Origin of the sequence: Acinetobacter sp. XH1741 (assembly GCF_041021895.1) — a bacterium.
Classification (GTDB): Bacteria; Pseudomonadota; Gammaproteobacteria; order Pseudomonadales; family Moraxellaceae; genus Acinetobacter.
Genome location: NZ_CP157428.1, coordinates 2094681 through 2120199, shown reverse-complemented (window position 1 = coordinate 2120199; position 25519 = coordinate 2094681). Strand labels below are relative to the sequence as shown.

The 25519-nt window shown below is 38.6% G+C and carries 26 protein-coding genes and 1 riboswitch; of the genes, 10 read left to right on the top strand and 16 right to left on the bottom strand.

Translation table 11 applies throughout. From position 1 onward, the window contains the following. Window positions 1-158 precede the first annotated feature (158 nt). The 3 genes from ABLB96_RS10060 to ABLB96_RS10050 all read left to right on the top strand — a co-directional run bounded on the left by ABLB96_RS10060 (window position 159) and on the right by ABLB96_RS10050 (window position 2563). The gene (locus ABLB96_RS10060; protein ID WP_348897421.1) at window positions 159-812 is read left to right on the top strand and encodes a TetR/AcrR family transcriptional regulator; all 654 of its coding nucleotides are present in this window, start codon (window positions 159-161) and stop codon (window positions 810-812) included. Window positions 813-926: 114 nt separating this feature from the next. After that, a complete protein-coding gene (argF, locus tag ABLB96_RS10055; protein ID WP_348897420.1) occupies window positions 927-1847 on the top strand; it encodes an ornithine carbamoyltransferase in 921 nt (306 codons plus the stop codon). Between the two features lie 191 nt (window positions 1848-2038). After that, a complete protein-coding gene (locus tag ABLB96_RS10050; RefSeq protein WP_348897418.1) occupies window positions 2039-2563 on the top strand; it encodes a protein tyrosine phosphatase family protein in 525 nt (174 codons plus the stop codon). Here the strand turns inward: ABLB96_RS10050 and ispF are convergent. Further along, window positions 2560-3042 carry a 2-C-methyl-D-erythritol 2,4-cyclodiphosphate synthase gene (gene ispF, locus ABLB96_RS10045; RefSeq protein WP_348897417.1) on the bottom strand — a complete coding sequence of 161 codons (483 nt, stop codon included), beginning with the start codon at window positions 3040-3042 and terminating at the stop codon, window positions 2560-2562. The genes ABLB96_RS10050 and ispF overlap by 4 nt on opposite strands. A gap of 100 nt (window positions 3043-3142) precedes the next feature. Here ispF and ABLB96_RS10040 point away from each other — a divergent pair, with 100 nt between their 5' ends. Next, window positions 3143-3787, top strand: a complete 645-nt coding sequence (locus ABLB96_RS10040; protein ID WP_348897415.1) for a hypothetical protein — start codon at window positions 3143-3145, stop codon at window positions 3785-3787. A 46-nt stretch (window positions 3788-3833) separates the two neighbouring features. On the opposite strand, the gene ABLB96_RS10035 is transcribed toward ABLB96_RS10040, so the two are convergent. After that, window positions 3834-5078 carry a D-amino acid dehydrogenase gene (locus ABLB96_RS10035; RefSeq protein WP_348897414.1) on the bottom strand — a complete coding sequence of 415 codons (1245 nt, stop codon included), beginning with the start codon at window positions 5076-5078 and terminating at the stop codon, window positions 3834-3836. Between the two features lie 176 nt (window positions 5079-5254). After that, a riboswitch (glycine riboswitch) is annotated at window positions 5255-5343 on the bottom strand. A 146-nt stretch (window positions 5344-5489) separates the two neighbouring features. Next, a complete protein-coding gene (locus ABLB96_RS10030) occupies window positions 5490-5981 on the bottom strand; it encodes a hypothetical protein (RefSeq protein WP_348897411.1) in 492 nt (163 codons plus the stop codon). A 377-nt stretch (window positions 5982-6358) separates the two neighbouring features. Here ABLB96_RS10030 and ABLB96_RS10025 point away from each other — a divergent pair, with 377 nt between their 5' ends. Further along, complete coding sequence (locus tag ABLB96_RS10025) at window positions 6359-6655, top strand: hypothetical protein (protein WP_348897410.1); 297 nt, start codon at window positions 6359-6361, stop codon at window positions 6653-6655. Window positions 6656-6782: 127 nt separating this feature from the next. Here the strand turns inward: ABLB96_RS10025 and fumC are convergent, their stop codons facing one another. Further along, window positions 6783-8177, bottom strand: coding sequence for a class II fumarate hydratase (fumC, locus tag ABLB96_RS10020; RefSeq protein ID WP_348897408.1), 1395 nt, complete (start codon window positions 8175-8177; stop codon window positions 6783-6785). A gap of 114 nt (window positions 8178-8291) precedes the next feature. Beyond that, complete coding sequence (gene galE, locus ABLB96_RS10015) at window positions 8292-9299, bottom strand: UDP-glucose 4-epimerase GalE (RefSeq protein WP_348897406.1); 1008 nt, start codon at window positions 9297-9299, stop codon at window positions 8292-8294. A 65-nt stretch (window positions 9300-9364) separates the two neighbouring features. Here galE and tusD point away from each other — a divergent pair, with 65 nt between their 5' ends. The 4 genes from tusD to ABLB96_RS09995 are packed head-to-tail and all read left to right on the top strand — an operon-like array spanning window position 9365 to window position 10761. After that, the gene (gene tusD, locus ABLB96_RS10010) at window positions 9365-9733 is read left to right on the top strand and encodes a sulfurtransferase complex subunit TusD (RefSeq protein WP_031982817.1); all 369 of its coding nucleotides are present in this window, start codon (window positions 9365-9367) and stop codon (window positions 9731-9733) included. Window positions 9734-9777: 44 nt separating this feature from the next. After that, window positions 9778-10128, top strand: a complete 351-nt coding sequence (locus ABLB96_RS10005) for a hypothetical protein (protein WP_348897404.1) — start codon at window positions 9778-9780, stop codon at window positions 10126-10128. A 17-nt stretch (window positions 10129-10145) separates the two neighbouring features. Then, complete coding sequence (locus ABLB96_RS10000; protein WP_348897403.1) at window positions 10146-10430, top strand: DsrH like protein; 285 nt, start codon at window positions 10146-10148, stop codon at window positions 10428-10430. Between the two features lie 19 nt (window positions 10431-10449). Then, the gene (locus ABLB96_RS09995; RefSeq protein ID WP_348897402.1) at window positions 10450-10761 is read left to right on the top strand and encodes a TusE/DsrC/DsvC family sulfur relay protein; all 312 of its coding nucleotides are present in this window, start codon (window positions 10450-10452) and stop codon (window positions 10759-10761) included. A 4-nt stretch (window positions 10762-10765) separates the two neighbouring features. Here ABLB96_RS09995 and ABLB96_RS09990 read toward each other — a convergent pair whose 3' ends face one another. Further along, window positions 10766-11629, bottom strand: a complete 864-nt coding sequence (locus ABLB96_RS09990; protein WP_348897400.1) for a DMT family transporter — start codon at window positions 11627-11629, stop codon at window positions 10766-10768. Window positions 11630-11751: 122 nt separating this feature from the next. On the opposite strand from ABLB96_RS09990, the gene ABLB96_RS09985 reads away from it, so the two are divergent. After that, window positions 11752-13155, top strand: a complete 1404-nt coding sequence (locus ABLB96_RS09985) for a PLP-dependent aminotransferase family protein (protein WP_348897399.1) — start codon at window positions 11752-11754, stop codon at window positions 13153-13155. Here the strand turns inward: ABLB96_RS09985 and ABLB96_RS09980 are convergent. The 10 genes from ABLB96_RS09980 to nirD all read right to left on the bottom strand — a co-directional run bounded on the left by ABLB96_RS09980 (window position 13152) and on the right by nirD (window position 25509). Next, the gene (locus ABLB96_RS09980; RefSeq protein WP_348897398.1) at window positions 13152-13634 is read right to left on the bottom strand and encodes a helix-turn-helix domain-containing protein; all 483 of its coding nucleotides are present in this window, start codon (window positions 13632-13634) and stop codon (window positions 13152-13154) included. The genes ABLB96_RS09985 and ABLB96_RS09980 overlap by 4 nt on opposite strands. Window positions 13635-13841: 207 nt before the next feature. Beyond that, window positions 13842-15077, bottom strand: a complete 1236-nt coding sequence (locus ABLB96_RS09975; protein ID WP_348897396.1) for a molybdopterin molybdotransferase MoeA — start codon at window positions 15075-15077, stop codon at window positions 13842-13844. Then, complete coding sequence (moaCB, locus tag ABLB96_RS09970) at window positions 15077-16000, bottom strand: bifunctional molybdenum cofactor biosynthesis protein MoaC/MoaB (RefSeq protein ID WP_000799986.1); 924 nt, start codon at window positions 15998-16000, stop codon at window positions 15077-15079. The genes ABLB96_RS09975 and moaCB overlap by 1 nt, the downstream gene beginning before the upstream one ends. A gap of 23 nt (window positions 16001-16023) precedes the next feature. Further along, the gene (locus ABLB96_RS09965) at window positions 16024-16509 is read right to left on the bottom strand and encodes a molybdenum cofactor biosynthesis protein MoaE (protein ID WP_348897394.1); all 486 of its coding nucleotides are present in this window, start codon (window positions 16507-16509) and stop codon (window positions 16024-16026) included. 3 nt (window positions 16510-16512) lie between these two features. Next, complete coding sequence (locus ABLB96_RS09960) at window positions 16513-16767, bottom strand: MoaD/ThiS family protein (protein WP_348897392.1); 255 nt, start codon at window positions 16765-16767, stop codon at window positions 16513-16515. After that, window positions 16768-17808 carry a GTP 3',8-cyclase MoaA gene (gene moaA, locus ABLB96_RS09955; protein ID WP_348897391.1) on the bottom strand — a complete coding sequence of 347 codons (1041 nt, stop codon included), beginning with the start codon at window positions 17806-17808 and terminating at the stop codon, window positions 16768-16770. It abuts the gene before it with no gap. Between the two features lie 229 nt (window positions 17809-18037). Next, window positions 18038-20311 (bottom strand): molybdopterin-dependent oxidoreductase, encoded by a 2274-nt coding sequence (locus tag ABLB96_RS09950; protein WP_348897390.1) that lies wholly within the window; start codon window positions 20309-20311, stop codon window positions 18038-18040. 150 nt (window positions 20312-20461) lie between these two features. After that, window positions 20462-21091, bottom strand: a complete 630-nt coding sequence (locus ABLB96_RS09945; RefSeq protein WP_348897389.1) for an NTP transferase domain-containing protein — start codon at window positions 21089-21091, stop codon at window positions 20462-20464. Then, on the bottom strand, window positions 21088-23868 hold the full coding sequence (locus ABLB96_RS09940) for a molybdopterin-dependent oxidoreductase (RefSeq protein WP_348897387.1): 2781 nt from the start codon (window positions 23866-23868) through the stop codon (window positions 21088-21090). Before ABLB96_RS09940 ends, ABLB96_RS09945 begins: the two co-directional genes overlap by 4 nt. 18 nt (window positions 23869-23886) lie before the next feature. Further along, a complete protein-coding gene (gene nirD / locus ABLB96_RS09935) occupies window positions 23887-25509 on the bottom strand; it encodes a nitrite reductase small subunit NirD (protein WP_348897386.1) in 1623 nt (540 codons plus the stop codon). Window positions 25510-25519 lie beyond the last annotated feature (10 nt).

The following is a 25519-nucleotide window of genomic DNA, read 5'->3' as shown; positions in this document are numbered from 1 at the left end:
CTCAAAAACCCAACATAAGTCATTATATTGTAATAATTTCATTCCTGTTTGGCGTTAAACTATTGTCTATGAGATAACCTAAAAATATAGCAATGTCCATCGTCAAAGATAGTTTTGCTATACTAGACGAGCAGTATTAGCCGTTGTTATTAAAATTTATGCATGATCCAGTCCTTGAGTCACATCATCCTATATGTGACAAACCCCAAACACGCCGCGGTATAGAGCGCCGTTTAGCTTTATTGCTAAGCGCAACCGAGCTGTTTTTGGAAAAAGGATACGATGCCGTATCTCTTGACGATATCGTAAATCATGCAGGTGGTTCTAAAGCTTCTATTTATAAATACTTTGGTAATAAAGAAGGGCTTTTCACCGCTATTTGTGACTATAAACGTGAAATGTTTTTTAAAGATGTTTGTATTCCATTTCAACCAGAGAAAAGCACTTTAAGAGAGTATCTGATTCAAACGCTCAATCGCGTTTATCTTCACATCATTCGACCTGAACATATTGCGTTTTTACGACTTATTATTGAACAAACCGAATGTAATACAGTCCTCATACAATATCTATATGACAAATGGGTACACAATTTACAGAATACACTGACTCAAGCATTAGAATTTGCAGATAAATCAGGAGAAATTACATGCACTTCTCCTTATCATTCTTCACTCATGTATTTTGGAATTTTACGTGATATTGAATGGCGTATGATTATGGGTATGCCCGCCCTACCAGATGAGAAGGAAGCATTTGATTATATTGAATATTGTGTAGACATTTTCTTAAAAGGCCATCATAAAGTCTAATTCTTTTGCATTTTGAAATGCTTATAGTATAGTAGACTTCTTTTTTCCCCACATCCACCCAGCCAACAACAGATAATTGTTGTATTTCAAAGACAATTATTATGGAGTAGCTACATGGCTTTAAGACATTTCCTAACTTTACGTGACCTATCTACATTAGAACTCAACCGCGTCTTACAACGCGCAAGCGAACTAAAAAAAATGCAACAAAGCCATGAGGTATTTCAACCTTTTGTTGGTAAAGTATTGGGAATGATTTTTGAAAAATCGAGCACACGCACTCGTATTTCTTTTGAAGCCGGTATTAATCAGTTTGGTGGTAGCGCTATCTTTTTATCACCTCGTGATACACAACTAGGCCGTGGTGAACCTATTGAAGATTCAGCACGTGTTATTTCAAGCATGCTTGATATCGTGATGATTCGTACCTTTGGTCATGACATTGTTGAACGTTTTGCATCTTATTCAAAAGTTCCTGTCATTAATGGCCTGACTGATGATCATCACCCTTGTCAGCTACTTGCAGATTTACAAACTTATATTGAGCATCGTGGCAGCATCGAAGGTAAAACTGTAGCCTGGATTGGTGATGGCAATAATATGTGTAATTCATATATTGAAGCTGCACATTTAATGGGTTTTAAATTAAAAATTGCTTCGCCAAAAGGCTTTGAGCCCAAACCTGAATTTTTGGCAGAGTTTGGACATTGTGTTGAACTTTTTGATAATGCTGAAGATGCAGCTGTAAATGCCGATCTGATTGTTACAGATGTATGGGCAAGCATGGGACAAGAAGAAGAACAAAAATTACGTAGAAATGCTTTTTCAGCTTTTCAGGTCAATGAAAAATTGATGAGTCTTGCACACCCAGATTGTTTATTTATGCATTGTTTACCAGCCCATCGTGGTGAAGAAATTTCAGAAACAATGCTTGACCATAAAAACTCTGTTGTATGGGATGAGGCTGAAAATCGCCTACATGCACAAAAAGCTTTAATGGAATTTTTACTCAATGAAAATTTGAAAAAAGCTTAATCTTTATTTAAAAACAGCATCTTGATGATGCTGTTTTTTTTATTTTTATAAAACTCTTATTTTTATTATTCATTATTTAAAAAATTCCACCAAGTTGATGAATATATAACCAGCCTATATTTCAACAATGACCTAGAATCGTGTATAACATTCTACACAATAAGCCAAGCCTACTCTTGTAGAGTGCGATTATGACAACCCTTGAAGAATCACTAGCTCAAATCCCTGCATTTTCAATTATTCATGAACATCTATTTAGTTCAGCACAACCTTCTGTTGAACAGCTCAAACTTATTAAAGAGTATGGCTGTAGCACTGTTATTAACTTAGCTTTAACCAATACACCACACTGTATTGAAAATGAAGATCAGATCTGTCTTGAGTATGGTTTAAATTATATTCATATTCCAATTGACTGGGAAACACCTTCTTCTGACCAATGCTTATTGGTTTTAGATTTGATTGATCATTTAGTTCAAAATGAGATTGTTTGGGTACATTGTGCCAAAAATGATCGTTCAAGTTGCCTTATGTATGTCTATAGACAATTTTATATGAACATGGACATGCCGACTTCTCAAACCCTACTTCATGAAATTTGGGAACCGAATGAAACATGGACCGGACTAATCCATAGTATTACCTTACAGCTTCAAGGCCGTAAGGCTACCCTAGAGCTTCAACAGTCTTTGCAACAAGCTGATAATTTAGTTTAATTAGATATCAGTACCGTTGCTGTAGCTAAAATTCCTTCTTGGCGACCTGTAAATCCAAGTTTTTCGGTAGTGGTCGCTTTAATACTAATTTGATTTAAATCAACATTCAAAACATCTGCAATACTTTGTCGCATTTCTAAATTATGTTTCGCCAACTTAGGACGCTCACAAGCTACCGTAATATCAGCATTATTCAAATGATAACCACGGTCTAATATTAGTTGATAAACATGCTTTAGCAATACACGGCTGTCTGCACCTTTAAATTCAGGATCAGTATCCGGAAAATGCTGACCAATATCTCCAAGTGCTAATGCACCAAGTAAGGCATCACACAGCGCATGAAGTACCACATCACCATCTGAATGCGCTTTTAAACCATGCGTATACGGAATCTGGATGCCAGCTAAGGTTACGAAGTTACCCTCTTCAAAGGCATGTACATCCATTCCCTGTCCGATACGAATTTGAGCAACCATATAAACTCTTCCCTTCTATAAAAACTTAAGAAATCTTGTATTCAGCCGTCGTGTTTCGCTATAGTACACTTAGCAAAGTAGACTGAAAGTATAAGCGATCATGCCGTCGAATACTGATATGAATCAATTGAAAAGATTAAGTTTTGTCGTGACATTGAGTTGTTTATGCTCATCGCTTGTTTTTGCGGAATCTATCGACTGCTCAAATTCCAAATCTGAGCTCAAAATCTGTTCAAAAACCTTTAGTGAAGCACGTAAGCAACTCAGCAATAAATATCTTTCTGCATACTTAGTCACAGATGCACCCTTACAACTCTTACAAGATACACAGACATTATGGTTTAGACATACACAACAATGTAAAACCAATTCATGTATTCAACAGCAATTTGATGTACGTGGGGATGATTTAAACTTTTATGCTTCACTTAAACAAACCCTAACTCAACATTACCTTAAGTTTGAAAATGGGCATATTGCAGCACAGCCTGTTCATTTACAAATCCATCAACTTGCTAAAGATAAAATTAAAATTGAAGGCTTAGCATATCGCAATCCAAATAACCGGAAAGAAAGCCAAACTATCTCACTCATGGCCTACAGTTCCCCTGAACAGAAAAGTGAGATTTTAGATAACGAACATAACTGTAAATATAAGTTCGATTTTCAAAAAGCCTTACTCATCGTAAAAACTCAACAAAAGGGCTGTGAAAGATTTTCTGGTGTTTATCGCCTATACGATTAATTGATATAAAATAAAAAAGCCAGTGCATCTACACTGGCTTTTCTTTTTAAGCTGGATACTTTTGTAGAATATCCTGACTCACTAAAACAGCTGTCGCTGCTGATAAAGTCCACCCTAAATGGCCATGTCCAGTATTATAAAAAACTCGTGACTGCTTAGACTGTTTCACTACAGGCAACATATTAGGCATCATTGGTCTTAAACCCGCCCAAGGCACGACATGCTCAGTTGAGATATCAAAATTACGATTCACCCAATTGACTAAAGGTTGAATACGATCAGCCCGTATATCTCGATTATAACCGTTAAACTCAGCTGTACCTGCAATACGTAGACGGTCCTGACCTAAGCGAGAAGTAACAATTTTTGCACTCTCATCAAGCAAACTGACCCATGGTGCATTTTTAATGCTTTTCTCGTCTTTTAACTGCACAGTAATAGAATAACCTTTGACCGGATAAACATTGACACGTTCACCAATCATATCAGCTAACTGATAACTTCCTACACCACCACAGACAACCAGAATATCACCTTCTAGTTCAAAGTTATCTGTTGAAGAAAGATAAGGGTGTTCTGCACTTGGCTGACAATTCACTACTACTTTATCGGTATGACACTTAATATCGGTGACATCCAGACCAAATTTATATTGAACTCCATACTGTTTAGTTTTTTCAGCCAAAGAAGTTGAATACTTATGGATATCTCCCGTTGCATCACTTGGTGTGTAATAACCGCCAAAGTAATCACCAGTTAAAGATGGCTCGATTGTTTTCATCTCGTCCGGTGAAACTGAATAGCGCTCCAAAGTACCCTTATTCAAAACATCATTGACTTGTTTAGCAACGTCATAATCAGCTTTGCTATGGTACATATGAAGAATGCCACGTTTCTCCAAATCGAATTGGAGCTGCTCTTTTTCAGCAACTTCAAACAAGCGCTTACGGGCCAGTAATGCTAAACGAACAGTCTCTATCGTATTCTCTTCATAATTTTTAATATGAGAAAGAAACTCAACTAACCAACTATATTTATGCAAGCTAAAAGAAGGGTTAAGTAATAGAGGAGCATCTTTTTGCCTCATCCATTTAAAACCTTTAATAACGGTCGCTTTCTGGTTCCAGACTTCTGCATTACAAGCAGATAATTGCCCTCCATTTGCAAATGATGTTTCCATAGCTGGATATAGGTGGCGATCGATCACTGTGACTTGGTAACCCAATTGAGATAATTCATAGGCTGAAGTAACCCCGGTGATTCCTGCACCAATCACAATAACATGTGGCATAACAGACTCCTCTGAAATGCAAAAACATTTCATCAGTACAGCCCATCTGTCATTTGTACCTGAGAGTTTCGACCTAAATACTACCTTTTAGTATTTCGATCTTCCCCTTCGGTGAGTTTATGACTTATAAGTTTTTATTATTCATCTTATAAATCTTAAGCTTCTCTCCAGATTTTTTAATTATTACAGTCCCTTTTGCCTGAGAGTTTCCGGGCTTGTTGCTCCTTCGGCGGGTTCTAAAGAACCTCTCTCCCGCAATAATTTTGTATTTATATAAGCAATGTATCTGCCACTTTTAAAAAAACGCATTCTTTTCTTGTAAACTTTTGTACAGGTAAATAAAAAACCAAAAAAGCAATTGATTTAATTATAAAAAAAGGTGAATTATTAAAATTCACCTTTTGTCTTTCATTAGAGTTTTCCATTAAGCACTTGGTCTGAGACACTACCTTTCCACTGTTCTCGCAAGGTTGGTAAATAAAATTTCTCACCAATTGTGACCAACTCAGCATCAATCAATGCATGAATTTCGTGCATAAAAATATAATCAAGTGCGACCAAAGATAGCTGATGGTTTTTTTGTGCTACTTTCTTACGCTTCACTTGGGCTTGTTTAATGAGTTCATTTGCAAAAGTTTTATCTTTGTATGCCGTAATAGCATTTAAACGAAGCTCAATAACACCCCAGCCTGCTAATAATTTTTTAAAAATTTCAAAGTCTTCTGTGGTTGATTCCCAAGTTACGTTTTCCAGATCGTTATCTTCCGGCAAAACAGGTAACAATAAATCACCCGTACTTGGAAAAATCTTTTTAAGATTTAACAGAAATTTAACAGGCTGATCACTTGGGTAATCATTAAATTGCACATGTTGTTGAGTATCTGTTAAATAAATCGAGAGCATTCAAAAAATCCTTAGCTAAACAACTGTTTATTATGTGTTTAATTTCTATATCGCAAAATAAATGCAAATTAAAAACAATACAAAAACAGGATGAGGTGGGCATTTTAACAATTATGACAGCTTATTCAACACTAATTAGAAGGACATCATTTCTGATGATGAATATAAAGATAAAGTTTACAAAACTTTAAGATGAGTCTTTATAAGTTATAAAACCGTCTTTTGATGGGGAATTTCTATAATAATTTTAATATAGATTGTAAAAAAACTTTAAATAACAAACATTCATAGTAAACCAACAATAAAAATTAAACAGTTTTAACTTTTAAAACACACCAGACTATTCAGATCTTCTCTACACAAAAAAGGAGAGATCAATGAAGATTAGAGCTTCACGTACTTATTCAACTTACTCAAATCACTACTTTATCTCAAAAGAGTTTGAATGTAGCGTTATTCCAGTCAAAGAGATGTGTTTTACAGATCTTGGTTTGACTGAAAATGGTGTGATTCAACCTGTAGAAATTACAGACGTCACTATAGATCCAGCTTCCAACTCGTATCATGTACTGTTAGCAAAAGACTCACATGAATATACAAAAGAAGAATTAAAAAGAAAGTTTACAGAGATGAAAGCAAATGGTTGGGAATATATAGAAGATCTATTAGCGTAGTTTTTATTTTAAGTTCATCAATTAGAGTACATATAATGCTCTACATTTAAGGTGTAAGCATAATAGCCATCAGTAATTTAACCGTACATTCAGTACGAATTATACTGCTGATGGCTATATAGATCGCTTATTTACTATTTGGGGAAACCATATTTTCAGGCTTAACCACTTCATCAAATTGTTCTGGTGTAACTAAACCGAGCTCAACAGCCACTTGTTTTAAAGTTTTATTCTCTTTATAAGCTGTTTTCGCAACTTTTGCTGAGTTCTCATAACCAATAACTGGGTTTAATGCAGTCACCAACATGAGAGAGTTATGTAAAAAATGATCGATTTTATCGCGATTTGGTTCAATTCCAACCGCACAATGATCATTAAAACTATTACAAGCATCACCAAGTAGCTGAATAGATTGCAATAAGTTATAAGCAATCACTGGCATAAACACATTTAACTCAAAGTTACCCGAAGCTCCAGCTACATTAATAGTTGTATCATTGCCAAGCACTTGTGCAACCACCATAGTCATTGCTTCGCTCTGGGTTGGATTCACCTTACCCGGCATAATACTTGAACCAGGTTCATTTTCAGGAATTCGTATTTCACCAAAACCACAACGTGGGCCACTTGCCAACCAACGAATATCATTAGCAATTTTATTTAGGCTTACAGCTAAAGTTTTTAATGCACCTGATGCAAAAACAGCAGCGTCACGCCCTGCTAATGCTTCAAATTTATTAGGTGCAGTAATAAATGGTAAACCAGTTAACGTAGCAAGCTGAGCTGCGGCTTTTACAGCATAGTCAGGATGAGCATTTAACCCTGTTCCTACTGCTGTCCCACCTAATGGCAGCTCATACAAACCTGTTAAAGCTTGTTGTAGACGGACTAAACCATGTTCAAGCTGAGATACATACCCACTAAATTCTTGACCTAATGTTAATGGAGTCGCATCTTGTAAATGAGTACGCCCAATTTTAACAATAGATTGAAACTCATCAGATTTTTTTTGCAAAGTCGCTTTAAGCTGCTCTACAGCAGGAATGAGTAGTTCATTGATTTGCAAACTTGCCGCCACATGAATAGCCGTTGGAAATGAATCGTTGGTAGACTGTGCACGGTTGACATGATCATTTGGATGTACTGGTTTTTGCGCACCCAATGCTTGACCTAATTTTTGGTTGGCAATATTAGCAATCACTTCATTACAGTTCATGTTACTTTGCGTACCAGAACCTGTTTGCCAAACAACGAGTGGGAATTGTGAATCCCATTTCCCTGCAATCACTTCTTCGGCTGCACCCACAATGTATTGACTTAAGTCTTGTGGTAACTGCCCTAACTCTGCATTGGTAATAGCTGCCGCTTTTTTTACCAAACCCATTGCTCGAATCATGGCACGGGGTAAGCGCTCTTGCCCGATTTTAAAGTTCTGTAAGCTACGTTGGGTTTGCGCCCCCCATAATGCTTCATTTGGAACTTCAATCTCACCCATAGTGTCATGTTCAATTCGTGTTTGCATAGAAACCTCGGTTATCTGGTTAAAGAACTCACGGGCTGAAGCAATTTTTGCTTTGGCTAGTTAATTTTAATATCGTACTCAAGCATTTCATTATTGTAAATAAGAATCATTATCTTATCTTCCATTTAATGTATTTTGATAGAATCTCCACTCATCTTCAATCATTTGCTTTAAAGTTCGTTTCGGGTCCCATTGTAATAAAGTTTTTGCTTTTCCAATATTTGCACCAAGTTGGGCCAACTCTTCATGCTTATAAATTGCAGCTTGTGTTGGAATTTCAGCTTGGGTAACCTGTGAAATTTCATCTAATAATTGACGAATTGAATGTACTTGGTCATGCGCAATATTAAAAGCTTCACAACAGTGGGTTTGATCACGCAACCAATGTAAACTCGCGCTGACAGCCTCACATACATCTAAAACATGTAGAAAGCTTCGTTCAGTTGTATGATCAGACGTTTCAACTTGATCTTGCAATTCAATTAAATCGCGCTGCATTGCCGCAACTTGTAGTGCAAGCGGTACAATATTTTTAGGAAGCTGTGCAACATATTCACCTAATACACCATGTTCAAACGCACCTACAATATTGGATAAGCGCAAGATCGCAATCTTCCACTCATGATCAATTTTATAAGTATCACGAATGATTTCTTCAATCATCTGCTGAGATTTGATATATGGATTAGGATAGGCATAGTTAAAATCTTCTGTTTCACTTAACTGTAAACCAGATTTTCCATAGACTGCCAAGCTAGACAAATGAATAAAATGACGGACACCTGTACGTTGCATCGCACGCAATAGGCTCATGATGCAACTGACATTATCGTTATAATATTCAAGCGGTTTTAAATTAGATTCTTCAATAGATTTAAAACCTGCCGTATGAATCACTGCATCGATTGAATACTGTTCAAATACTTTGTTCAATGCAGGCGTATTACGTACATCAAGTTTAACAAACGGAACGTACATCCCAGAGATGTATTCTAACCGCTCAAGCGTTTGCAAGGTCGAGTTAGCCAAATTATCGACAATAACCACTTCTTGGCCTTGAGCCAGCAGACTCAATGCAATGTGTGAACCGATAAAGCCTAAACCACCTGTCACTAAAATCATTGTATACTTACCTTTATCTTAATGTATCTACGCCCATTTAGACGTATGACCATAGTGAATTCTCAATGAGTACATTACTACTAATAACCTCTGCTCCTACTTCAATCCATGCTTGGCATGCGCTGGGCCTCGCTCAGGCACTCAAAAGTAAAAATGAAGACTTTCGTGTATTCTTTTACCAAGATGGCGTTCAAGTTGCGAATGATTTTCAGTGGGTTCCTGACGACCAGCGTAATTTAACGCATGAATGGCAAAAGCTTGCGATCAGACTTCCTGTCTGTGTCAGCGCTGCTCTTGCACGCGGTATTACCGATGCAGAAAATGCGAGTCGCCATCAACTTAGTCATCATAACCTAGCGAGCAACTTTGAGTTGGTTGGACTAGGTGAACTTGCTGATGCAGTACAGTCAGCCTCTCGTCTTCTTCAATTCTAAGTTACTTTATTAACTTAGATTGTTGCTTTTAAAAGGTATATTGTGTGAAAACTGTACTCGTTATTTTGACCCAAGCCAATCTAACTAGCCTACAAGTCAATGAAAGCCTCGCTGCTACTATGGTTTTAGCAACCTTTGGCTCACCAGTCAAAGTATTATTAAAAGATGCAGCCCTCAGCCTCTTACAAAATGAACGTAACTTTGACCAGTTACAGCATGCTTTTAAAATTGCTTCAAATATGGTGGATAGCTTTGAGTTTTATGACTTGAGTCCAATCCTTGTTGAGACCAAAAATAAACAGCATCCTTTTGTTCAAAACAGCGAACAGGAGCTAGAGTTTGTTCAGTTAGATACTGAACTCATCCAATCTTTCGATCATGTCTTATATTGGTAGATAAAGGTGTAAATTTAATGACGCAATCAACACTTTATCTGGTGCAAGCTTCTTATCACCATACGCCTCAAATTATTGAAGAACTTACAAATTATTTTGATAAGGATGACCAAATTGTTTTTATGGGTGATTCAACCGCACAACTTTCGGTGAGTATTTGTCAGCAATTCGGCTCAATTTCTTGTTTATGTTATGAAAAAGATTTAATTGATGCAGAAACCTTAGCTCACGTTAATGTGTTGAACTATGATCAATTTGCGGATCTGGTTTTACAATTTAATCGATGCATTTCTTTGAAATAATATAGTTAGGCTCATTTTTATGAATTTAGAATTAGATCAAGATGGTCATTTAGTCGACTATACGATTTGGAATCCTGAAGTAGCACAGGAACTCGCCAAATCTCTCGATCTTGAATTAACAGATTGGCATTTTGAAGTTTTAGCTGCAGTTCGCCAATTTTATCAACATTTTGGTCATTCACCTGCAACACGTCCTCTAATTAAGTTTTTAATGAAGACGGTAAGCCCTGATATTAATAATGCTGTTTTACAACAAAAATTTAATACCGGTTTAGTTGCTCGCCATCTCAGTCGATTGGCAGGCATTCCTAAACCGGCAAATTGTTTATAAATTTTTATGCAAATTTTTTAGCGGCAGCAACACATAAAATGGTTACTGCCGTGACCATTAACATCGACCAACTGACATGCTCATGTAATAAAAGTGCAGCAATCGCGAGTCCCATTAAAGGTTGTAAGAGTTGTAGCTGGCTGATTGCAGCAATTCCGCCTTGGGCAAGGCCTTTGTACCAAAAAAAGAATCCGATGAGCATACTAAACAAAGATACATAAACCAGCCCTGCTACCGCTGATGCAGATACATCTTGGAAAGAAACAGGCATGTAAAAAAGCGTAGCAAGTAGCATAACGGGTAAAGCTAAAATAAGCGCCCAACAAATTACCTGCCATCCACCTATTTTTTTCGAAAGTACTCCACCCTCTGCATAGCCAAATCCACATAGAATAATTGCAATAAGCATATATAAATCACCAATGCCAAAAGAAGCTTCACCCGATAAAAAAAACATATAAGCGAAAACAACCAGACTCCCTAAAACTGCAAATATCCAAAAAAATAGATTAGGTTTTTCTCCACCCCTTACCACTGCAAATATGGCTGTAGCTAATGGCAAAAGACTTACAAATACAATTGAATGTGCTGCATTCATATATTGCAAAGCAAGTGCTGTAAATAAAGGGAAACCCACCACAACCCCTAAAGCAACAATAGCGAGTGGCCACCAATCTTGCTTAGCAGGTCTTTTTTCTTTAAGCAAAAAGATAAGAATTAAACCTAAAACACCAGCAATAACGGCTCTTGCCGCCGTTAGGAAACCGGGATCAAATCCCGTTACCGCAACACGGGTAGCAGGGAGTGATCCCGCAAAAATTGCAACTCCGATAAATCCATTCACCCAACCATTCATAAACTTTTGCATATTATTCTCCGCAGCTATACGAAGAATTTAAGCTGTGATATGGTGTTAAAACCAGATACAGAGCAGTACAATTTTAAAAAACTGTTATGTATGAATCAGCAGTACAGTTAGAGATAATTAACGTGAACCAAACGAAAACAAAAATCGAGCTTGTTATTTCACAGGTCGAACAACAAATTAAAAATCGTTCTTTAACACCAGGTTCCCGTTTACCTTCTGTACGCAAACTGGCAAAAGATTTAGGTTTTTCTGTTTCGACCATTGTCGAAGCTTATGAACGATTAATTGCCGTAGGTAAAATTGAATCTCGAAGTGGTTCCGGTTTTTATGTGGTTGGGCCACTTGCACCTTTAGCCTTAAGTGAATTAGGCCCTAAATTAGATCGCTCTATCGATCCGTTATGGATTTCACGCCAGTCATTGGAAGCAAAACCTGATGCTTTTAAACCCGGTTGTGGTTGGCTACCAAATGACTGGATGCCGCTTGAAAGTATCCGCAAAGCGTTAAGATCCGCTACACGTAACGAAGATGATAACTTAATGGGCTATTCCTCACCTTTAGGACTACCCGCATTACGTGATTTACTCGCTAGACGAGCACAAAGTAAAGGTATAGAAGCAAACTTGAACCAAGTTCTTTTAACCGATTCGGGTACTCAAGCGATTGATCTAGTTTGCCGTTTTTTACTTAAACCAGATGATGTCGTTCTGATTGATGACCCTTGCTACTTTAACTTCCATGCTCTACTTAAAGTTCATCAAGTTAAAGTTATAGGTATTCCTTACACACCAAATGGTCCAGATTTAGAAGCATTTAAAGAAGCTATTGAGACCTATAACCCACGGCTTTATATTACGAACTCAGGAATACATAATCCTACGGGTGCAACGCTCTCATTATCGACAGCTCATCAATTATTAAAACTCATTGAGCAGTCTAATTTAATTGTAATTGAAGACGATATATTTTCAGACTTTGAACATACTTTAGCTCCGCGACTTGCAGCTTTGGATAATCTTTCACGTGTGATTTTCATTGGAAGTTTCTCTAAAACCCTCTCTGCATCTATTCGCTGTGGCTATATTATTGCGAAACCAGAATGGATTGACCAAATTACCGACTTAAAAATTGCCACCAGTTTTTCTCATAATGGACTCTCAGCCAAGATATTACATACGGCATTAACTGATGGTTCATACCGTAAGCATTTAGATATATTAAAAGTTCGTTTGGCTCAAGCCATGCAGAAAACTATAAGGAAGCTTAAAGCGATTGGAATAGAACCGTGGATTGAACCAAAGGCTGGAATTTTTGTGTGGTGTCGTCTACCAGAAGGAATAGATGCGGCGAAGATTGCTCAGTTTTGCCTGAATCAGGAAGTAATTCTTGCGCCGGGTAATGCCTTTAGCCAATCAAAATCGGCAGGCCAATTTATTCGTTTTAATATTACTCAGTCAAATCATGATTATATTTATAAGACTCTTACAGAAGCACTTCAGCAAGAGTCTTCAAAGAAAGAACATTAAGCTTGTTTTTGCTTTTGTTCCATATAAGCAAAATAGCCTGGTCCAGCCGAAACCTGAACCTGTTTTGCATGTAAAGGTTCACGGCAGACCGAACATACCATGACTGGTTCAAATTTATGACCACACGCTTTATGACGATATTCCAACGGCTTACCTAAACCTTGATCCATCCATTTATCTGCCCAATTCGCCATAGATAAGATAACTGGATAAAGTTCAAACCCTTTATCAGTAAGGCGGTATTCAAAGCGTTCCTGACGATCAAAATAAGGGGCTTTTACTAAAATTTCGTATTCAACCAAACGTTTTAATCGATCAGATAGCACATGACGAGTGACACCTAATGATTTTTGGAAATCATCAAAACGGCGAATTCCCATAAAAGCATTACGTAATATTAGCATCGTCCATCGATCACCAATTACTGATAGCATGCGGGCAACAGAACAAGGTTGATCACCGATGTCATCCCATTTCATCTTTATGCTTACCTCAATATCGTACTGGCCTACTTGCCTGATTATTTATACCCTAAACCACTTAATATGTTATATGCAATATTCAGCCTAAAAATAAGTTTTTAATATATTTATAAAGCTTATTTTCTAAATAACAATGAATAGAAATACTTATAAAATATGATTAACTTAACAGTATAAATTAATCATATTCAGCTTAATTATTGGCTAATTTGAAATAAAGATCCCTTTTAGCAAAGTACCCGACTCTAGTTTTGTACCCGCAGGAATACGTACTAAACAATTGGCTTGCATAAGGTTACTCAGCATATGTGATTGCTGTTTTGCCAGACTTTTTACTTTAAGTTGTCCATTGTCAAAATAAGCATGCATTCGCAGAAAACGTTCACGCGCATCTTCTTTTAAATCATGCTCTAAAATTGCAGTAAACCATTCTGGTCCACGTCTATTGCCCTGCAACGCATCAAGCAAAGACTTACCATAAACTTGCATTGCTACATAGACCGCAGCCGGATTGCCCGGTAAGCCTAATAAATAACAAGAATGCGAAACTTGTGAATTATGGTATTCAGCAAAGAATAACGGTTTACCCGGTTTTTGCTTAACTTTCCAAAAGATTTGTTCAAAACCAACTTCGAAAGCACATGGTCGAACAAAGTCATAGTCTCCTACCGAAACTCCACCAGTCGTTATAATCACATCATGAGTGTCTTTTAGCTGATTGAAGTAATTGGTGACTTGTATTGCCTCATCTGCCACATGAATGAGTTCGATATCTAAACTATAATCTTCAAACCAAGCTTTTAATAAAGGCCCATTTGCATCAAAGACTTTTCCAACGATTAAATCATCTGCCGTTTGAGCAACTTCATCGCCCGTTACTAAAACCGCAACTTTAGGTCTGCGATAAACCGTAAGTTCCTGTACACCTGCCATACTTAAGGCAGCCAAACTTCCAATATTTAGAAACTGCCCTGTTTCAGCAAGCAACTGTCCCTGCTGAATTTCTTCTCCGGTAAAACGAATATCAGCTTGAGGACGAATATGCTCAGTTAACGAAATTTCTTGTGCTGAAATAACAGATACAATTTCTTGCCTCGCAACATGAGTCGTTCCTTCAGGAGTTTTACCGCCAGTAAATATACGAATTGCCTGACCTTCGCTTAGGATGTCATGGCTCTCGCTTCCTGCACGAATTTCACCTGTGACCTGAAACTTTTGATTATTTAAATCTTCTGCACGACTACAAATTGCATAACCATCTACAGCACTTTGAGAAAAGCTTGGTAAATTAATTTCAGAGTAAATATCTTCTGCAAGGTAACTACTTAGGCTATTTGTTAAAGTCTGTGAAATAACACTTAAGTTTTTAGGCTTATTTATAACTAAATCTAGCGCTTCATCTATACTGATTAATCCACGCTCAGCACCACAACCTGACATTATTCATAGCCTCCCGGATGTGGTAAATCACGGCAAACATCAAAAATATGGACTAATGCTGGCAGTATGGCAGCCATTGATTCGCTTGCTCCACCACGGCTTCCTGGTAAAGTCACCACTAATGAACGATCAATAAAACCTGCTACTCCACGCGACATTGCCGCATATGGTGTGCGTTTTTGTCCAAATGAGCGCGCAGCTTCCATTAAGCCATCTAACTTACGTTCTAAAAGTGGCTCTAGCGTATCAACCGTAATATCACGCTTACCAATTCCAGTACCTCCCACGGTCATAATACAAGCATATGATTTACTCAACTCAAGCACTAAGTTTTTTAAAGTATCTGCTTCATCTGGCAAAATTTGGTAATGGATTGGATCAAAACCAGCTTCAGTTAAAGTTTCTACCACAGATTTTCCGGCAGTATCGGGCTTTCTACCCGCTGCCACGGTATCTGATAATACAATCACAGCCGCCGAGACAGGCTGACGAAGAACTCGCTTAAAGTGTGATTTTCCACCTTTTTTCTTTAAAAGTTTACATTGATCCATCCAGAGTTCTTCTGGTTCACAATGTGGCTTTAACATATCGTAAATGGTTAAGCCTGCAAGACTTGCAGCGGTTAAGGCTTCCATCTCCACACCAGTCGGGCCAATGGTCTCGACTACCGTAATAATCTTTACAAAGTCATGTTCTAATTCATATTCAACATCTGCACGATAAATCGGCAGTGGATGACATAAAGGAATCAGCTCATCAGTTCGTTTTGCCGCCAAAATTCCTGCAACACGGGCAGTTTTTAATGCATCACCTTTTTCAGTATTTCCTTGTCTTAATAATTCAATACAGTGCGGTGGGGCATATAAAATGGCTTGTGCTTCAGCAACACGATAACTTTCCGGCTTCATTCCTACGTTTTTCATTATTTATCCTAGTCTTGCTTATTTCAGTGTGAGTGTTCATGGCCGGCATGATGGTGATGCTTATGCTCTTGCTGTGCGTCCTTACGAATACAGCAGCCTTCTACATAGTGACTTGTACCATCAGTAAAGAACTCTTCTTTAAATACAGGTACTTCATGCTTCACTCGCTCAACCGCTTCTTCACATGCTTGAAAAGCTTCACGGCGATGGGCTGCATAAGCAATTGCAATAATGGCTGTTTCACCAACATCTAGATACCCAATCCGATGAACCACTCGCACATAAGATACCTGATACTTTTTCTCAATTTCCAGTTCAATTTCACGTATCATTTTTTCAGAAAGCGGTTTATACGAGGTATATTTCAATGCCTTAACCGCTTTACCTTCATGATGATTACGAACCGTACCGATAAAAATATCGATTCCACCACATTCAGGAAATGATTGAATAGAATCAAAAGTATCTAGACTTAAAGCCTGCTCTTGTATTCTTGCGAACTCTTTCATGATTCATCCTCCAGCAACGGGTGACAATAAAACCAAAGTACAAGGCTGACTTAAAACAGACTGTCGAGTTATGACATTATCTTCTAAAGCGCATGCACATTTTTCCATGGCTTGTGTACATTCCGGATGTAATGACACAATCTGATCTAAAACATCTTTAACTAAAATAGGATTGGGACAAACTAATGAAAGATGTTGGGGAAGCAATTTTTCAATTGCACCAAACGCTTCGACTTTAATTTGGATAGATTGCTGCATTTATCCCCCAAGCATATGCATACTGATTTTACGGGTTTGTTGATGTTGTAAGGCATGAAAACCTTTAGCTTTATGCCAAATATAAGGATGAACCAAATTTTTTAAATTTTGAATATACATATCGTATTCTGGCGTATCGTGTTTACTTACCAATGCTTCAAGCTGAGGTTTAATATTTAAGCCTTGCGGTGCAAACAAACAGTTATATAGTTCGCCTTTTGCAGTAAGCCGTATACGGTCACACTGATGACAGAATGAATGCGTAATTGTAGAAATAATGCCCAAAATATAGCTATTGTTAATCAGATACTGACGTGCTGGTTCGTGATGCTGCTCGATCACTTGTACCGAATAATGCAGTTGTAAAGTCTGTAAAATTTCAGCTTCACTGACCACATCTTGACTTGACCAGAGTGCATCACCATCGAGTGGCATAAACTCAATAAAACGTAAAGGAATGTGATTGTCTATTGCCCATTTCACCATGGGTAAGATTTGATCGTCATTTTTATTCTTCATCAACACGCAGTTAACTTTAAAAGGCAGTCCTGCATCTTTGGCAGCTTGCATACCCTCAAGAACTGGTTCTAATTTTTTCTTGGTGAGTTGTTTAAATTGAATCTCATCAAGACTATCTAAACTAATATTTAGGTCATCTAAGCCAGCATCTTTTAATTGGCGGGCGTATTTAGCAAGGTAATGTCCATTGGTAGTCATTGAGATCCGTTTTAAACCTAATACTTTTAAGGCTTGTAAATCACGAACGAAATGAACAATGCCCTGACGCATTAATGGTTCACCACCCGTAATACGGATGCTTTCAATACCTTGTTGCACCATAAAACGGCAAAACTCAAAGAGCGCCTCAAAACTTAGCAAATCTTGTTTGTTTAACCATTCTGGATGCTCAGGCATGCAATATACACACTTAAAATTACAGCGATCGGTTACCGAAATCCGTAACTTTCGCTTTATACGCCCATATTGGTCTTGTAGAACAAATGGTGCAGTTTCAGAGTGATATTGTTTCATCATTTGCACTCATGTCGAGAACAGTTCAAATATTGCTGACACCTTTTCTGAGTAACTAAAATACGAAATTGCTCTTCAATAGTGCTTTGATCTTTATGCAAAATTTGTTCCAATTCTATTGATCATCCTTAACTTTTTGGTCTTTTTGATAGATTGATCACTGTACTATTTTTATTTGAGTTTTAAAAACTGTACAAAGTTAGTGCGGCGCCAATCTATGATATGCCCTACATTATTTCTAGCACTTTTCTAAGCGGATGGGTACATATTTATGGTATGGAGTTTTAGATAGAGGATCACAATGTTCACCAGAAATTAGTCGGTTTAACTGTGGACCAATTGGTTCTCCCCCTTGAAAGCGCATACCGTAACCATGTGGAAGCGACACCACACCTTTTCGCATCCCTTCATCAAAATCTACAGTGACCTGAATTTCTCCGTGCTGTGAAATACATTTCAGTTGATCGCCAACTTTTACATTTAAATGTGTTGCATCTTCAGGATGAATTCGTAAAGCCCCTTCTGCATCTACTTTTCGCCAAGCAGGATCACGGTAAATTTGGTTGGCGTTATAACTACGACGCTCACCTGACAAAAGGATGAAAGGAAACTCTTCAACATTACCGTTATGGCTTTTCAAGCTTGTGAGTTCACTTAACATCTCGGGAATTGCAAGCCGTATTTTCTTATCTTTATAAGCCACCAGTTTCCAGACTTCATCATATTCATGCTGTGATAACACCACACCTGAACGTTGCTTTAAAATTTGATCAAATAATCGAACACCCAAGGTTAGAGGATTACCTTTATAACCTGCACGGCGTACCGCTTTGGTATGTAACACAGCATATTGAATTGACAGTGGCAATAAAAAAGCGGCTGAAGCAGCTGAGTTTTCTAAACGTTTACCTAAAGTGCGGTAGAGAATTGAGGCTGCAAAAGGAATATATTTTTTATGTCGGGCAAAGGTTAAACCTAAAGCCGATAGATAAGGTAAATATGCTGTTTTCTTAGAGTCAACTGAAGCGATTTTTTCTAAAAGTGGGAAATTTTTCGGAATAGCATTCATGGCTTCAAGTAATCGAGTATAAATTTCGGCTTCCGGTAAAGTGTTTGCTTGAGCAGCCAATACAGGATGTCTAAGGTGAAAACCATTTTTAGGAAACTCAAGATTAAAGCCAGTAAACTCCCATTTTTCAAACTGAGTGTGTGCGGGCAAAATATAGTCAGCAAATCTCGCGGTTTCCGTCATGGCTACATCGACCACAACTAATAAGTCTAATGCTTTAAATGCTTTTTCGTAGGCAGGTGTATCGGGATAGGTTAATAGCGGATTACAACTATCTACAAACACTGCGCGAATTCGTTTTTCGCCTGCTTTCAAGATTTCATCAGGTAAAATGTTAGGCGGAAAAAGCCCCGAAATCGGGAACATTTTATGGTAAACGCTACGGCGATATTTCGGCTTTCTTTCATCTGTATCGCTTAAAATTGGAATAAACATGGTATGCAAATTATTGGTACCCTGCTTTCCAAAGTTTCCAGTCAATAAGTACAGCAGTTTTTCTAAGTATCCATTTAAAGTAGTATTTAAAGTATGCTGAATACCTAAATCAATCCGCACACAGCCTCTTTTTGCCTTGGCAAAATCTCGAACCACTTGGTAAATCAAATCAACTGAAACATCTGCCTTGGTAATATAGTCTTCAATCGGAACACTGCTAAAGGCTGTTTTTACTTCTTCAAAACCGTGTGTATGCTGATCAATAAACGATACATCATAGAGCTTTTCTTTAATAATGATCGCAATCATGGCCGACATTAAAAAAGCATCTGTTCCCGGTTTTAGCTGTACATGAATATCTGCTTGTTTGGCTGTTTCGGTAACACGTGGGTCAAATACCACCATGGTTCGGTTGGGGTCTTTCTTAATATGTTTTAGCGTGTCTCGCGCGTTCGGAATGCCATGGGCCTGAAAAGGATTTGTCCCAATAAAAAGAACATAATCAGCATACTCAACATCTTCTGTCGTATGGCAAGCCTGACTACCAAACAAACGCCCATTGAGCCAGAAATCACCCGTTTTTTCTTGAGCAAGCGAGTTGTAAGCATAATAACTTTTCATGGCCAACAAGAGTTGTCGCCCATAGGCTGCACCGAGGTGGTTACCTTGACCACCGCCCCCAACAGAAGCAAAAGCTGTACCGCCAAAATTATCGCGAATCTGAACTAGTCGATCAGCAATTTCTTGTATGGCAACCTCCCAGCTCACTTCTTGAAATGAACCATCTGGCTGGCGTTTTAAAGGTGTAGTCAAGCGGTCTGCGTGCTGCTGATAATGTTGTAATCTGGCAGCTTTTTGGCAAATGTAGCCTTGAGAAAATGGATGGTCAGGATTACCTTTAATTTTGACAAATTGATTATCTTTAATTTCGACACTTAGACCGCAATTTCTAGAACACAAAATACAAGCGGTCACATCTGTTTTATTTTGCTGTTGTGCATCTACCATACCCGTGTGCTCCCTTTATTTTTATACAGTTCACTGGAATGAAAATAACAAGTTCCAAAATAGAACTTAACTAATAAATAGTCAACAGCTCAAAGTTTAAAAGCCTGTTTCATACGACCAATGAAATTTAAAAGGGATTAAGATAATGAGTTAATGTGCTGTAAAAATTTCTTTAAATGCTTTGATTTGTTTGTATTGCTGAAGCTCATCCAATGAATTGATGCTATGAAAAAACAGGTTTTGTTTTTGAAATATAGCGACTTGAGCATGCAAAAGTTTAAAACACTCTTTCAAACTTAATCTTTGCTTTTCAATTTGCACTGTTATCGTGCTGAGACTTTCACGTTTTAATAAGCAAAATGGGTACAAAGCATCTCCATTAATTGAAACATAAGCTGCCTGAGCCTGTTTATTTTTCCGAAGTGCGCTATGTAATTTCGCAACGACTTGCGTAGGGATATAGGTCACATCACAAGGAACAAACAAAACATAGTCTGCTTGTACATGAGACCACGCGCTTTTCATTCCCATAAGGGGGCCAAAAAAACCTGCTGCATCATCTTGATAACATCGAATGTCTGGCACAATACTTTGATAAATTGAATAGTCGCGATGACTGTTCACCCAAATTTCAGACACTGATGATCTTAATTTCTGATGAATTTTAATCAGTTGAGTTTCACCATCAAACTGCTGTAATAACTTATTTAAACCGTTCATACGGCGGGCTTGTCCACCCGCCAGAATGACCAAATCAGTTACGGGATATCCCTTATTCACACTTCCACCTCTTGTTGGCAAGCTTTAATCAAGCCACGAATTTCAGGTAAACATGAACCGCAATTACCACCTGCTTTTAAACAAGCCGTCACTTGTTTTTCATGGGTAATATTTTGAGTTTTTATCACGTCGATAATTTTGTTCTTACCTACTTTAAAACAACTACAGACTAAAGGTCCGTCATTATTTGTAGCAGTCATTGGCATACCCGCCAGTAACGCCTTTCGATGCAAGGCACTTAAACGTTCACGTTTAAAAAGACTCGCTACCCACTCACGATCTGGCAATAAATCTGGCGGTGCAATATATAGACTAGCAATTACGATGCCATCTTTCAAAATAACGCTATGACTCAGTTGTGACGAAATATCTTCTATGCTTAACCATTCAAAAGTTTCATCTGCAAATGGCAAAAAGCTTTTCAGATTCTTTTGAGTATCATGAAAAGTTTGACGGTCTGCAAGTTCGTAACGGTTGGTTTTCACCATTTTGACCTTGGTCCACCATGCACAGTGATGTAGGGAATCTTGAATATACGAATCATATCCTTCACGTACGTAAAGCACACCCTGCCAAGTGGTATAGAACGGTTGAATGGAGACAGGGGTATGTTTGAACTCAGGCTCCCCTGAAATTGCATCGACCTCAGGGTTAACAACTTTCCCAATACGAGCATCGGATGCGACCTGTTCAGTCCAGTGAATCGGCACAAAAATTTGACCACGGCGCACACCTGATGAGAAAGTCACACGTAGTACACAACCGCCCCATTTCGAACGAACTTCTATCAAGCCTTGATCACGTACCCCAAACTTCAAGGCATCACTCGGATGAATCTCGCAGAAAGGTTCGGCACGGTGACTGGTCAAATTTGGTGACAAACCAGTACGGGTCATGGTGTGCCATTGGTCACGAATACGGCCTGTATTTAAAATGAGTGGATAATCTTCTGAAACCGGATGAACTGGATCAATTGCAACAGTCGGAATCAATTTCGCCTTGGTGTTTTTATGACTAAACTGTCCGTTGCCAAACAGTTGTTGAACGGCTTTAGCATCTTGGTTTTTATTCCACACTGGCCATTGAATTGGTTGTAGAGCATCATACTCAGCATTACTTAGGTTCATTAAACCTTTTAGGTTAAAATAACGAAAATTAGTACTCTCTTTACGTACATCTATGTCTGCATTGTCTTGTGCTGATAAAGCTGCATGTTCATTAAAGATGTCGCTGGTACTCGCAAAGTCAAAACCATTAAAGCCTAATTTTCTCGCGACTTGGCTAACAGACCACCAATCTGCTTTTGCTTCCCCTGGCGCAGGTAAGAATGCGCGCTGACGTGAAATACGGCGCTCAGAGTTAGTAACGGTTCCGTCCTTTTCCCCCCAACCTAAAGCTGGAAGCAAAATATCGGCATAAGCAGTAGTATCGGTATCTGCACAGATATCTGATACGACGACCAATTCGCACTTCTCTAATGCACGTTTCACTTGATCGGCATCTGGCAAACTCACGACTGGATTTGTCGCCATAATCCAAATGGCTTTAATTTTTCCAGCTTCAACGGCGCGGAACAAATCAACTGCTTTTAAACCCGCTTGAGTTGCAATAAATGGGCTGTCCCAAAAAGTCTGCACGACTTTTTGATGTAGTGGATTATCCAAATCCATATGTGCAGCTAGCATATTGGCTAAACCACCGACTTCACGTCCACCCATCGCATTGGGCTGGCCTGTCATTGAAAATGGTGCAGCACCAAGCTTACCAATTTTCCCAGTCAATAAATGACAGTTAATAATACTGTTGGCTTTATTCACGCCCTGACTTGATTGATTCACACCCATTGAAAATAGGGTGATGACTTTTTCAGTTTGAGCGAATTTTTCAAAAAACTGTTGTAATTTATCGAGTGTAATACCTGTACGCTTAGCCACATACTCGATATCAGTTTCTGGCTGGCTGCTTGCCAAAACTCCTTGTAAACCTTCGGTATAAGCATCCACAAAGGCCCGATCGGCATGACCATTTCCATATAAATACTGAAATAAGCCATTAAACAATGCGACATCTTGGCCGGGTAAAATCGGCAAATGTAAATCTGCTTGTTCACAAGTACTGGTAAAACGTGGGTCAATCACCACCACAAACATATTGGGATTTTGGCTTTTAGCCTGCATAATCCGCTGATACAGCACAGGATGGCACCAAGCAGTATTGGAACCGACCAATACCACCATGTCGGCATGTTCAAAATCTTCATAACTTGCAGGGACAATATCTTCACCGAAACTACGTTTGTGACCTGCCACCGCAGATGACATGCAAAGCCGTGAGTTGGTATCGATATTTGCAGTACCCAAATAGCCTTTTACAAACTTGTTTACTACATAATAATCTTCAGTCAAAAGCTGACCTGAAACATAAAATGCAATGCTGTCACGACCATATTGATCGATACAAGATTGAAATTTATCGGCAATTTTATTAATTGCTGCATCCCATGTCGTTATAGTCCTATCAGCTTTTCGCCCCATCATTGGTTGTAAAACACGTGTTTCCAAGCCCAAAGTATCCGCTAAGCGGCTACCTTTAATACACAGGCGTCCAAAGTTAGAAGGATGCTCAGCGTCCCCTTCAACTTGAACCACAGGCCCTTGAGGTTTTTGTTGGACGTGTACACTGACACCGCATCCTACCCCACAATATGGACATGTTGTCTTGGTGATTTTTGCAACATGGTCGGAGCTATCGATTTCAACGCTTGGAATACTATTCATAACTGCTCCTTTCCCTATTTAACCTGCATTTTTTAATGCAAAATCTCGACCAAATAGCAGTTTATTTCTAAATGAAGAAACAGGTGTTTGATCTGCAATTAACTCTGCATACCACATGCCATCTTCAGTATCGCCGAACAGTACTGCACCAATTACCCGATCGCTTTGAATGATAATGCGTTTATAAATCTGGCGTTTTTCATCGTTCAAGATAATGTCTTCATAATCATCTTTCGGCTCAAAATTGCCCGCCGAGAATACATCGACACCACTGACTTTTAACTGAGTCGGCACAGTTGGTGCTTTAAAAGTTAAGCTGCCGTGCTCTGCTAAATGGGTCGCGCAAATAAATGCTTGGCCCCAAAGTGGTTCAACCAAGCCAAAGGTCTGTCCGCGGTGTTCAATACACTCACCCACCGCATAAATACTTGGGTCAAAAGTTTGCATGGTGTCATTCACCAACACACCACGGTTACAACGTAAACCAGCACTTTGCGCCAAAGCAATATTCGGACGAATGCCCACAGCGAACACCACAAGATCGGCTTCTAAAACTGTGCCATCTTTCAAACGGATTTGCTTCACATGGCCGTTTTCATCACCAATTAACGCTTCTGTATTCGCTTCAGTAATGATATGAATACCTTTTTGCTCAATACTATGACGCAGTAACTGACTCGCACGGCTGTCGAGTTGACGCTCCATAATACGGTCCATCAAATGTAGAACTGTGACATTCATACCACGTTGTTTTAAACCGTACGCAGCTTCTAAACCCAGTAAACCACCACCAATCACCACTGCATTGGTTTTTGAACCGCAGTATTCAATCATTGTGTTAACGTCATAAATATCACGGAAAGTTAAAACGCCCTTTAAGTCGACACCTTGAACTGGTGGAATAAATGGTGCCGAACCTGTTGCCAGAATCAAACGATCATAATCAACTGTCTGACCTTTTTCGGTGTAAACCACTTTACGAGGGCGATCAATTTTTACCGCTTTATCACCAGCAATAAATTTAATGCCTTTATCGCTATACCACTTTGGTGGATGCAGCATAATGTCTTCAATGGTTTTTTCACCCGATAAAACCGGAGATAACATAATGCGGTTATAGTTACCCCAAGGTTCTTCACCAATCACCGTAACTTCATAACGATCTGGCGCCATATCGAGCAAATCTTCTAAGCAACGCATCCCTGCCAAGCCATTTCCAATCAATACCAGTTTAAGCTTGTCTTGAGATATACCTGTATTGGTAATATAAGTTTTTTGCGGTACTGCATTGACCCAAACACGTCCATCAACAATCTTGCTCGGATAAACCGCCAATTTTTGGTCTTTATCTTCTAAACAACGGCCCGTTGCCAAACTAAAATGTTGTTTATAGATTGGAGATGCAACGACGCGTTCGCCTTGTAAGTCACCGATAATCCCACGGCTCATAACATTGGCTTGGCTGAATGGGTCTTTATTGCTCAGCACATAAACACGTTTTTCATGCCCTACCCGAAAAATTGCTACCGCTTGACCACCTACTAGCGCACCCGCGCCAGTGTTTGGGGTTAAATCGTCGAGTGTACACACATCAATCCACTGATCATCAGGAAGCATATTTTTGTCTTGTACAATATTCATAGAAACTCTC

Bases quoted from the DNA above. Each gene is read 5' to 3' on its own strand.
- ABLB96_RS10060 (WP_348897421.1), top strand. From the start codon at position 159: ATGCATGATCCAGTCCTTGAGTCACATCATCCTATATGTGACAAACCC.
- argF (WP_348897420.1), top strand. From the start codon at position 927: ATGGCTTTAAGACATTTCCTAACTTTACGTGACCTATCTACATTAGAA.
- ABLB96_RS10050 (WP_348897418.1), top strand. From the start codon at position 2,039: ATGACAACCCTTGAAGAATCACTAGCTCAAATCCCTGCATTTTCAATT.
- ispF (WP_348897417.1), bottom strand. From the start codon at position 3,042: ATGGTTGCTCAAATTCGTATCGGACAGGGAATGGATGTACATGCCTTT.
- ABLB96_RS10040 (WP_348897415.1), top strand. From the start codon at position 3,143: ATGCCGTCGAATACTGATATGAATCAATTGAAAAGATTAAGTTTTGTC.
- ABLB96_RS10035 (WP_348897414.1), bottom strand. From the start codon at position 5,078: ATGCCACATGTTATTGTGATTGGTGCAGGAATCACCGGGGTTACTTCA.
- ABLB96_RS10030 (WP_348897411.1), bottom strand. From the start codon at position 5,981: ATGCTCTCGATTTATTTAACAGATACTCAACAACATGTGCAATTTAAT.
- ABLB96_RS10025 (WP_348897410.1), top strand. From the start codon at position 6,359: ATGAAGATTAGAGCTTCACGTACTTATTCAACTTACTCAAATCACTAC.
- fumC (WP_348897408.1), bottom strand. From the start codon at position 8,177: ATGCAAACACGAATTGAACATGACACTATGGGTGAGATTGAAGTTCCA.
- galE (WP_348897406.1), bottom strand. From the start codon at position 9,299: ATGATTTTAGTGACAGGTGGTTTAGGCTTTATCGGTTCACACATTGCA.
- tusD (WP_031982817.1), top strand. From the start codon at position 9,365: ATGAGTACATTACTACTAATAACCTCTGCTCCTACTTCAATCCATGCT.
- ABLB96_RS10000 (WP_348897403.1), top strand. From the start codon at position 10,146: ATGACGCAATCAACACTTTATCTGGTGCAAGCTTCTTATCACCATACG.
- ABLB96_RS09995 (WP_348897402.1), top strand. From the start codon at position 10,450: ATGAATTTAGAATTAGATCAAGATGGTCATTTAGTCGACTATACGATT.
- ABLB96_RS09990 (WP_348897400.1), bottom strand. From the start codon at position 11,629: ATGCAAAAGTTTATGAATGGTTGGGTGAATGGATTTATCGGAGTTGCA.
- ABLB96_RS09980 (WP_348897398.1), bottom strand. From the start codon at position 13,634: ATGAAATGGGATGACATCGGTGATCAACCTTGTTCTGTTGCCCGCATG.
- ABLB96_RS09975 (WP_348897396.1), bottom strand. From the start codon at position 15,077: ATGTCAGGTTGTGGTGCTGAGCGTGGATTAATCAGTATAGATGAAGCG.
- moaCB (WP_000799986.1), bottom strand. From the start codon at position 16,000: ATGAAAAACGTAGGAATGAAGCCGGAAAGTTATCGTGTTGCTGAAGCA.
- ABLB96_RS09965 (WP_348897394.1), bottom strand. From the start codon at position 16,509: ATGAAAGAGTTCGCAAGAATACAAGAGCAGGCTTTAAGTCTAGATACT.
- ABLB96_RS09960 (WP_348897392.1), bottom strand. From the start codon at position 16,767: ATGCAGCAATCTATCCAAATTAAAGTCGAAGCGTTTGGTGCAATTGAA.
- ABLB96_RS09950 (WP_348897390.1), bottom strand. From the start codon at position 20,311: ATGGTAGATGCACAACAGCAAAATAAAACAGATGTGACCGCTTGTATT.
- ABLB96_RS09940 (WP_348897387.1), bottom strand. From the start codon at position 23,868: ATGAATAGTATTCCAAGCGTTGAAATCGATAGCTCCGACCATGTTGCA.
- nirD (WP_348897386.1), bottom strand. From the start codon at position 25,509: ATGAATATTGTACAAGACAAAAATATGCTTCCTGATGATCAGTGGATT.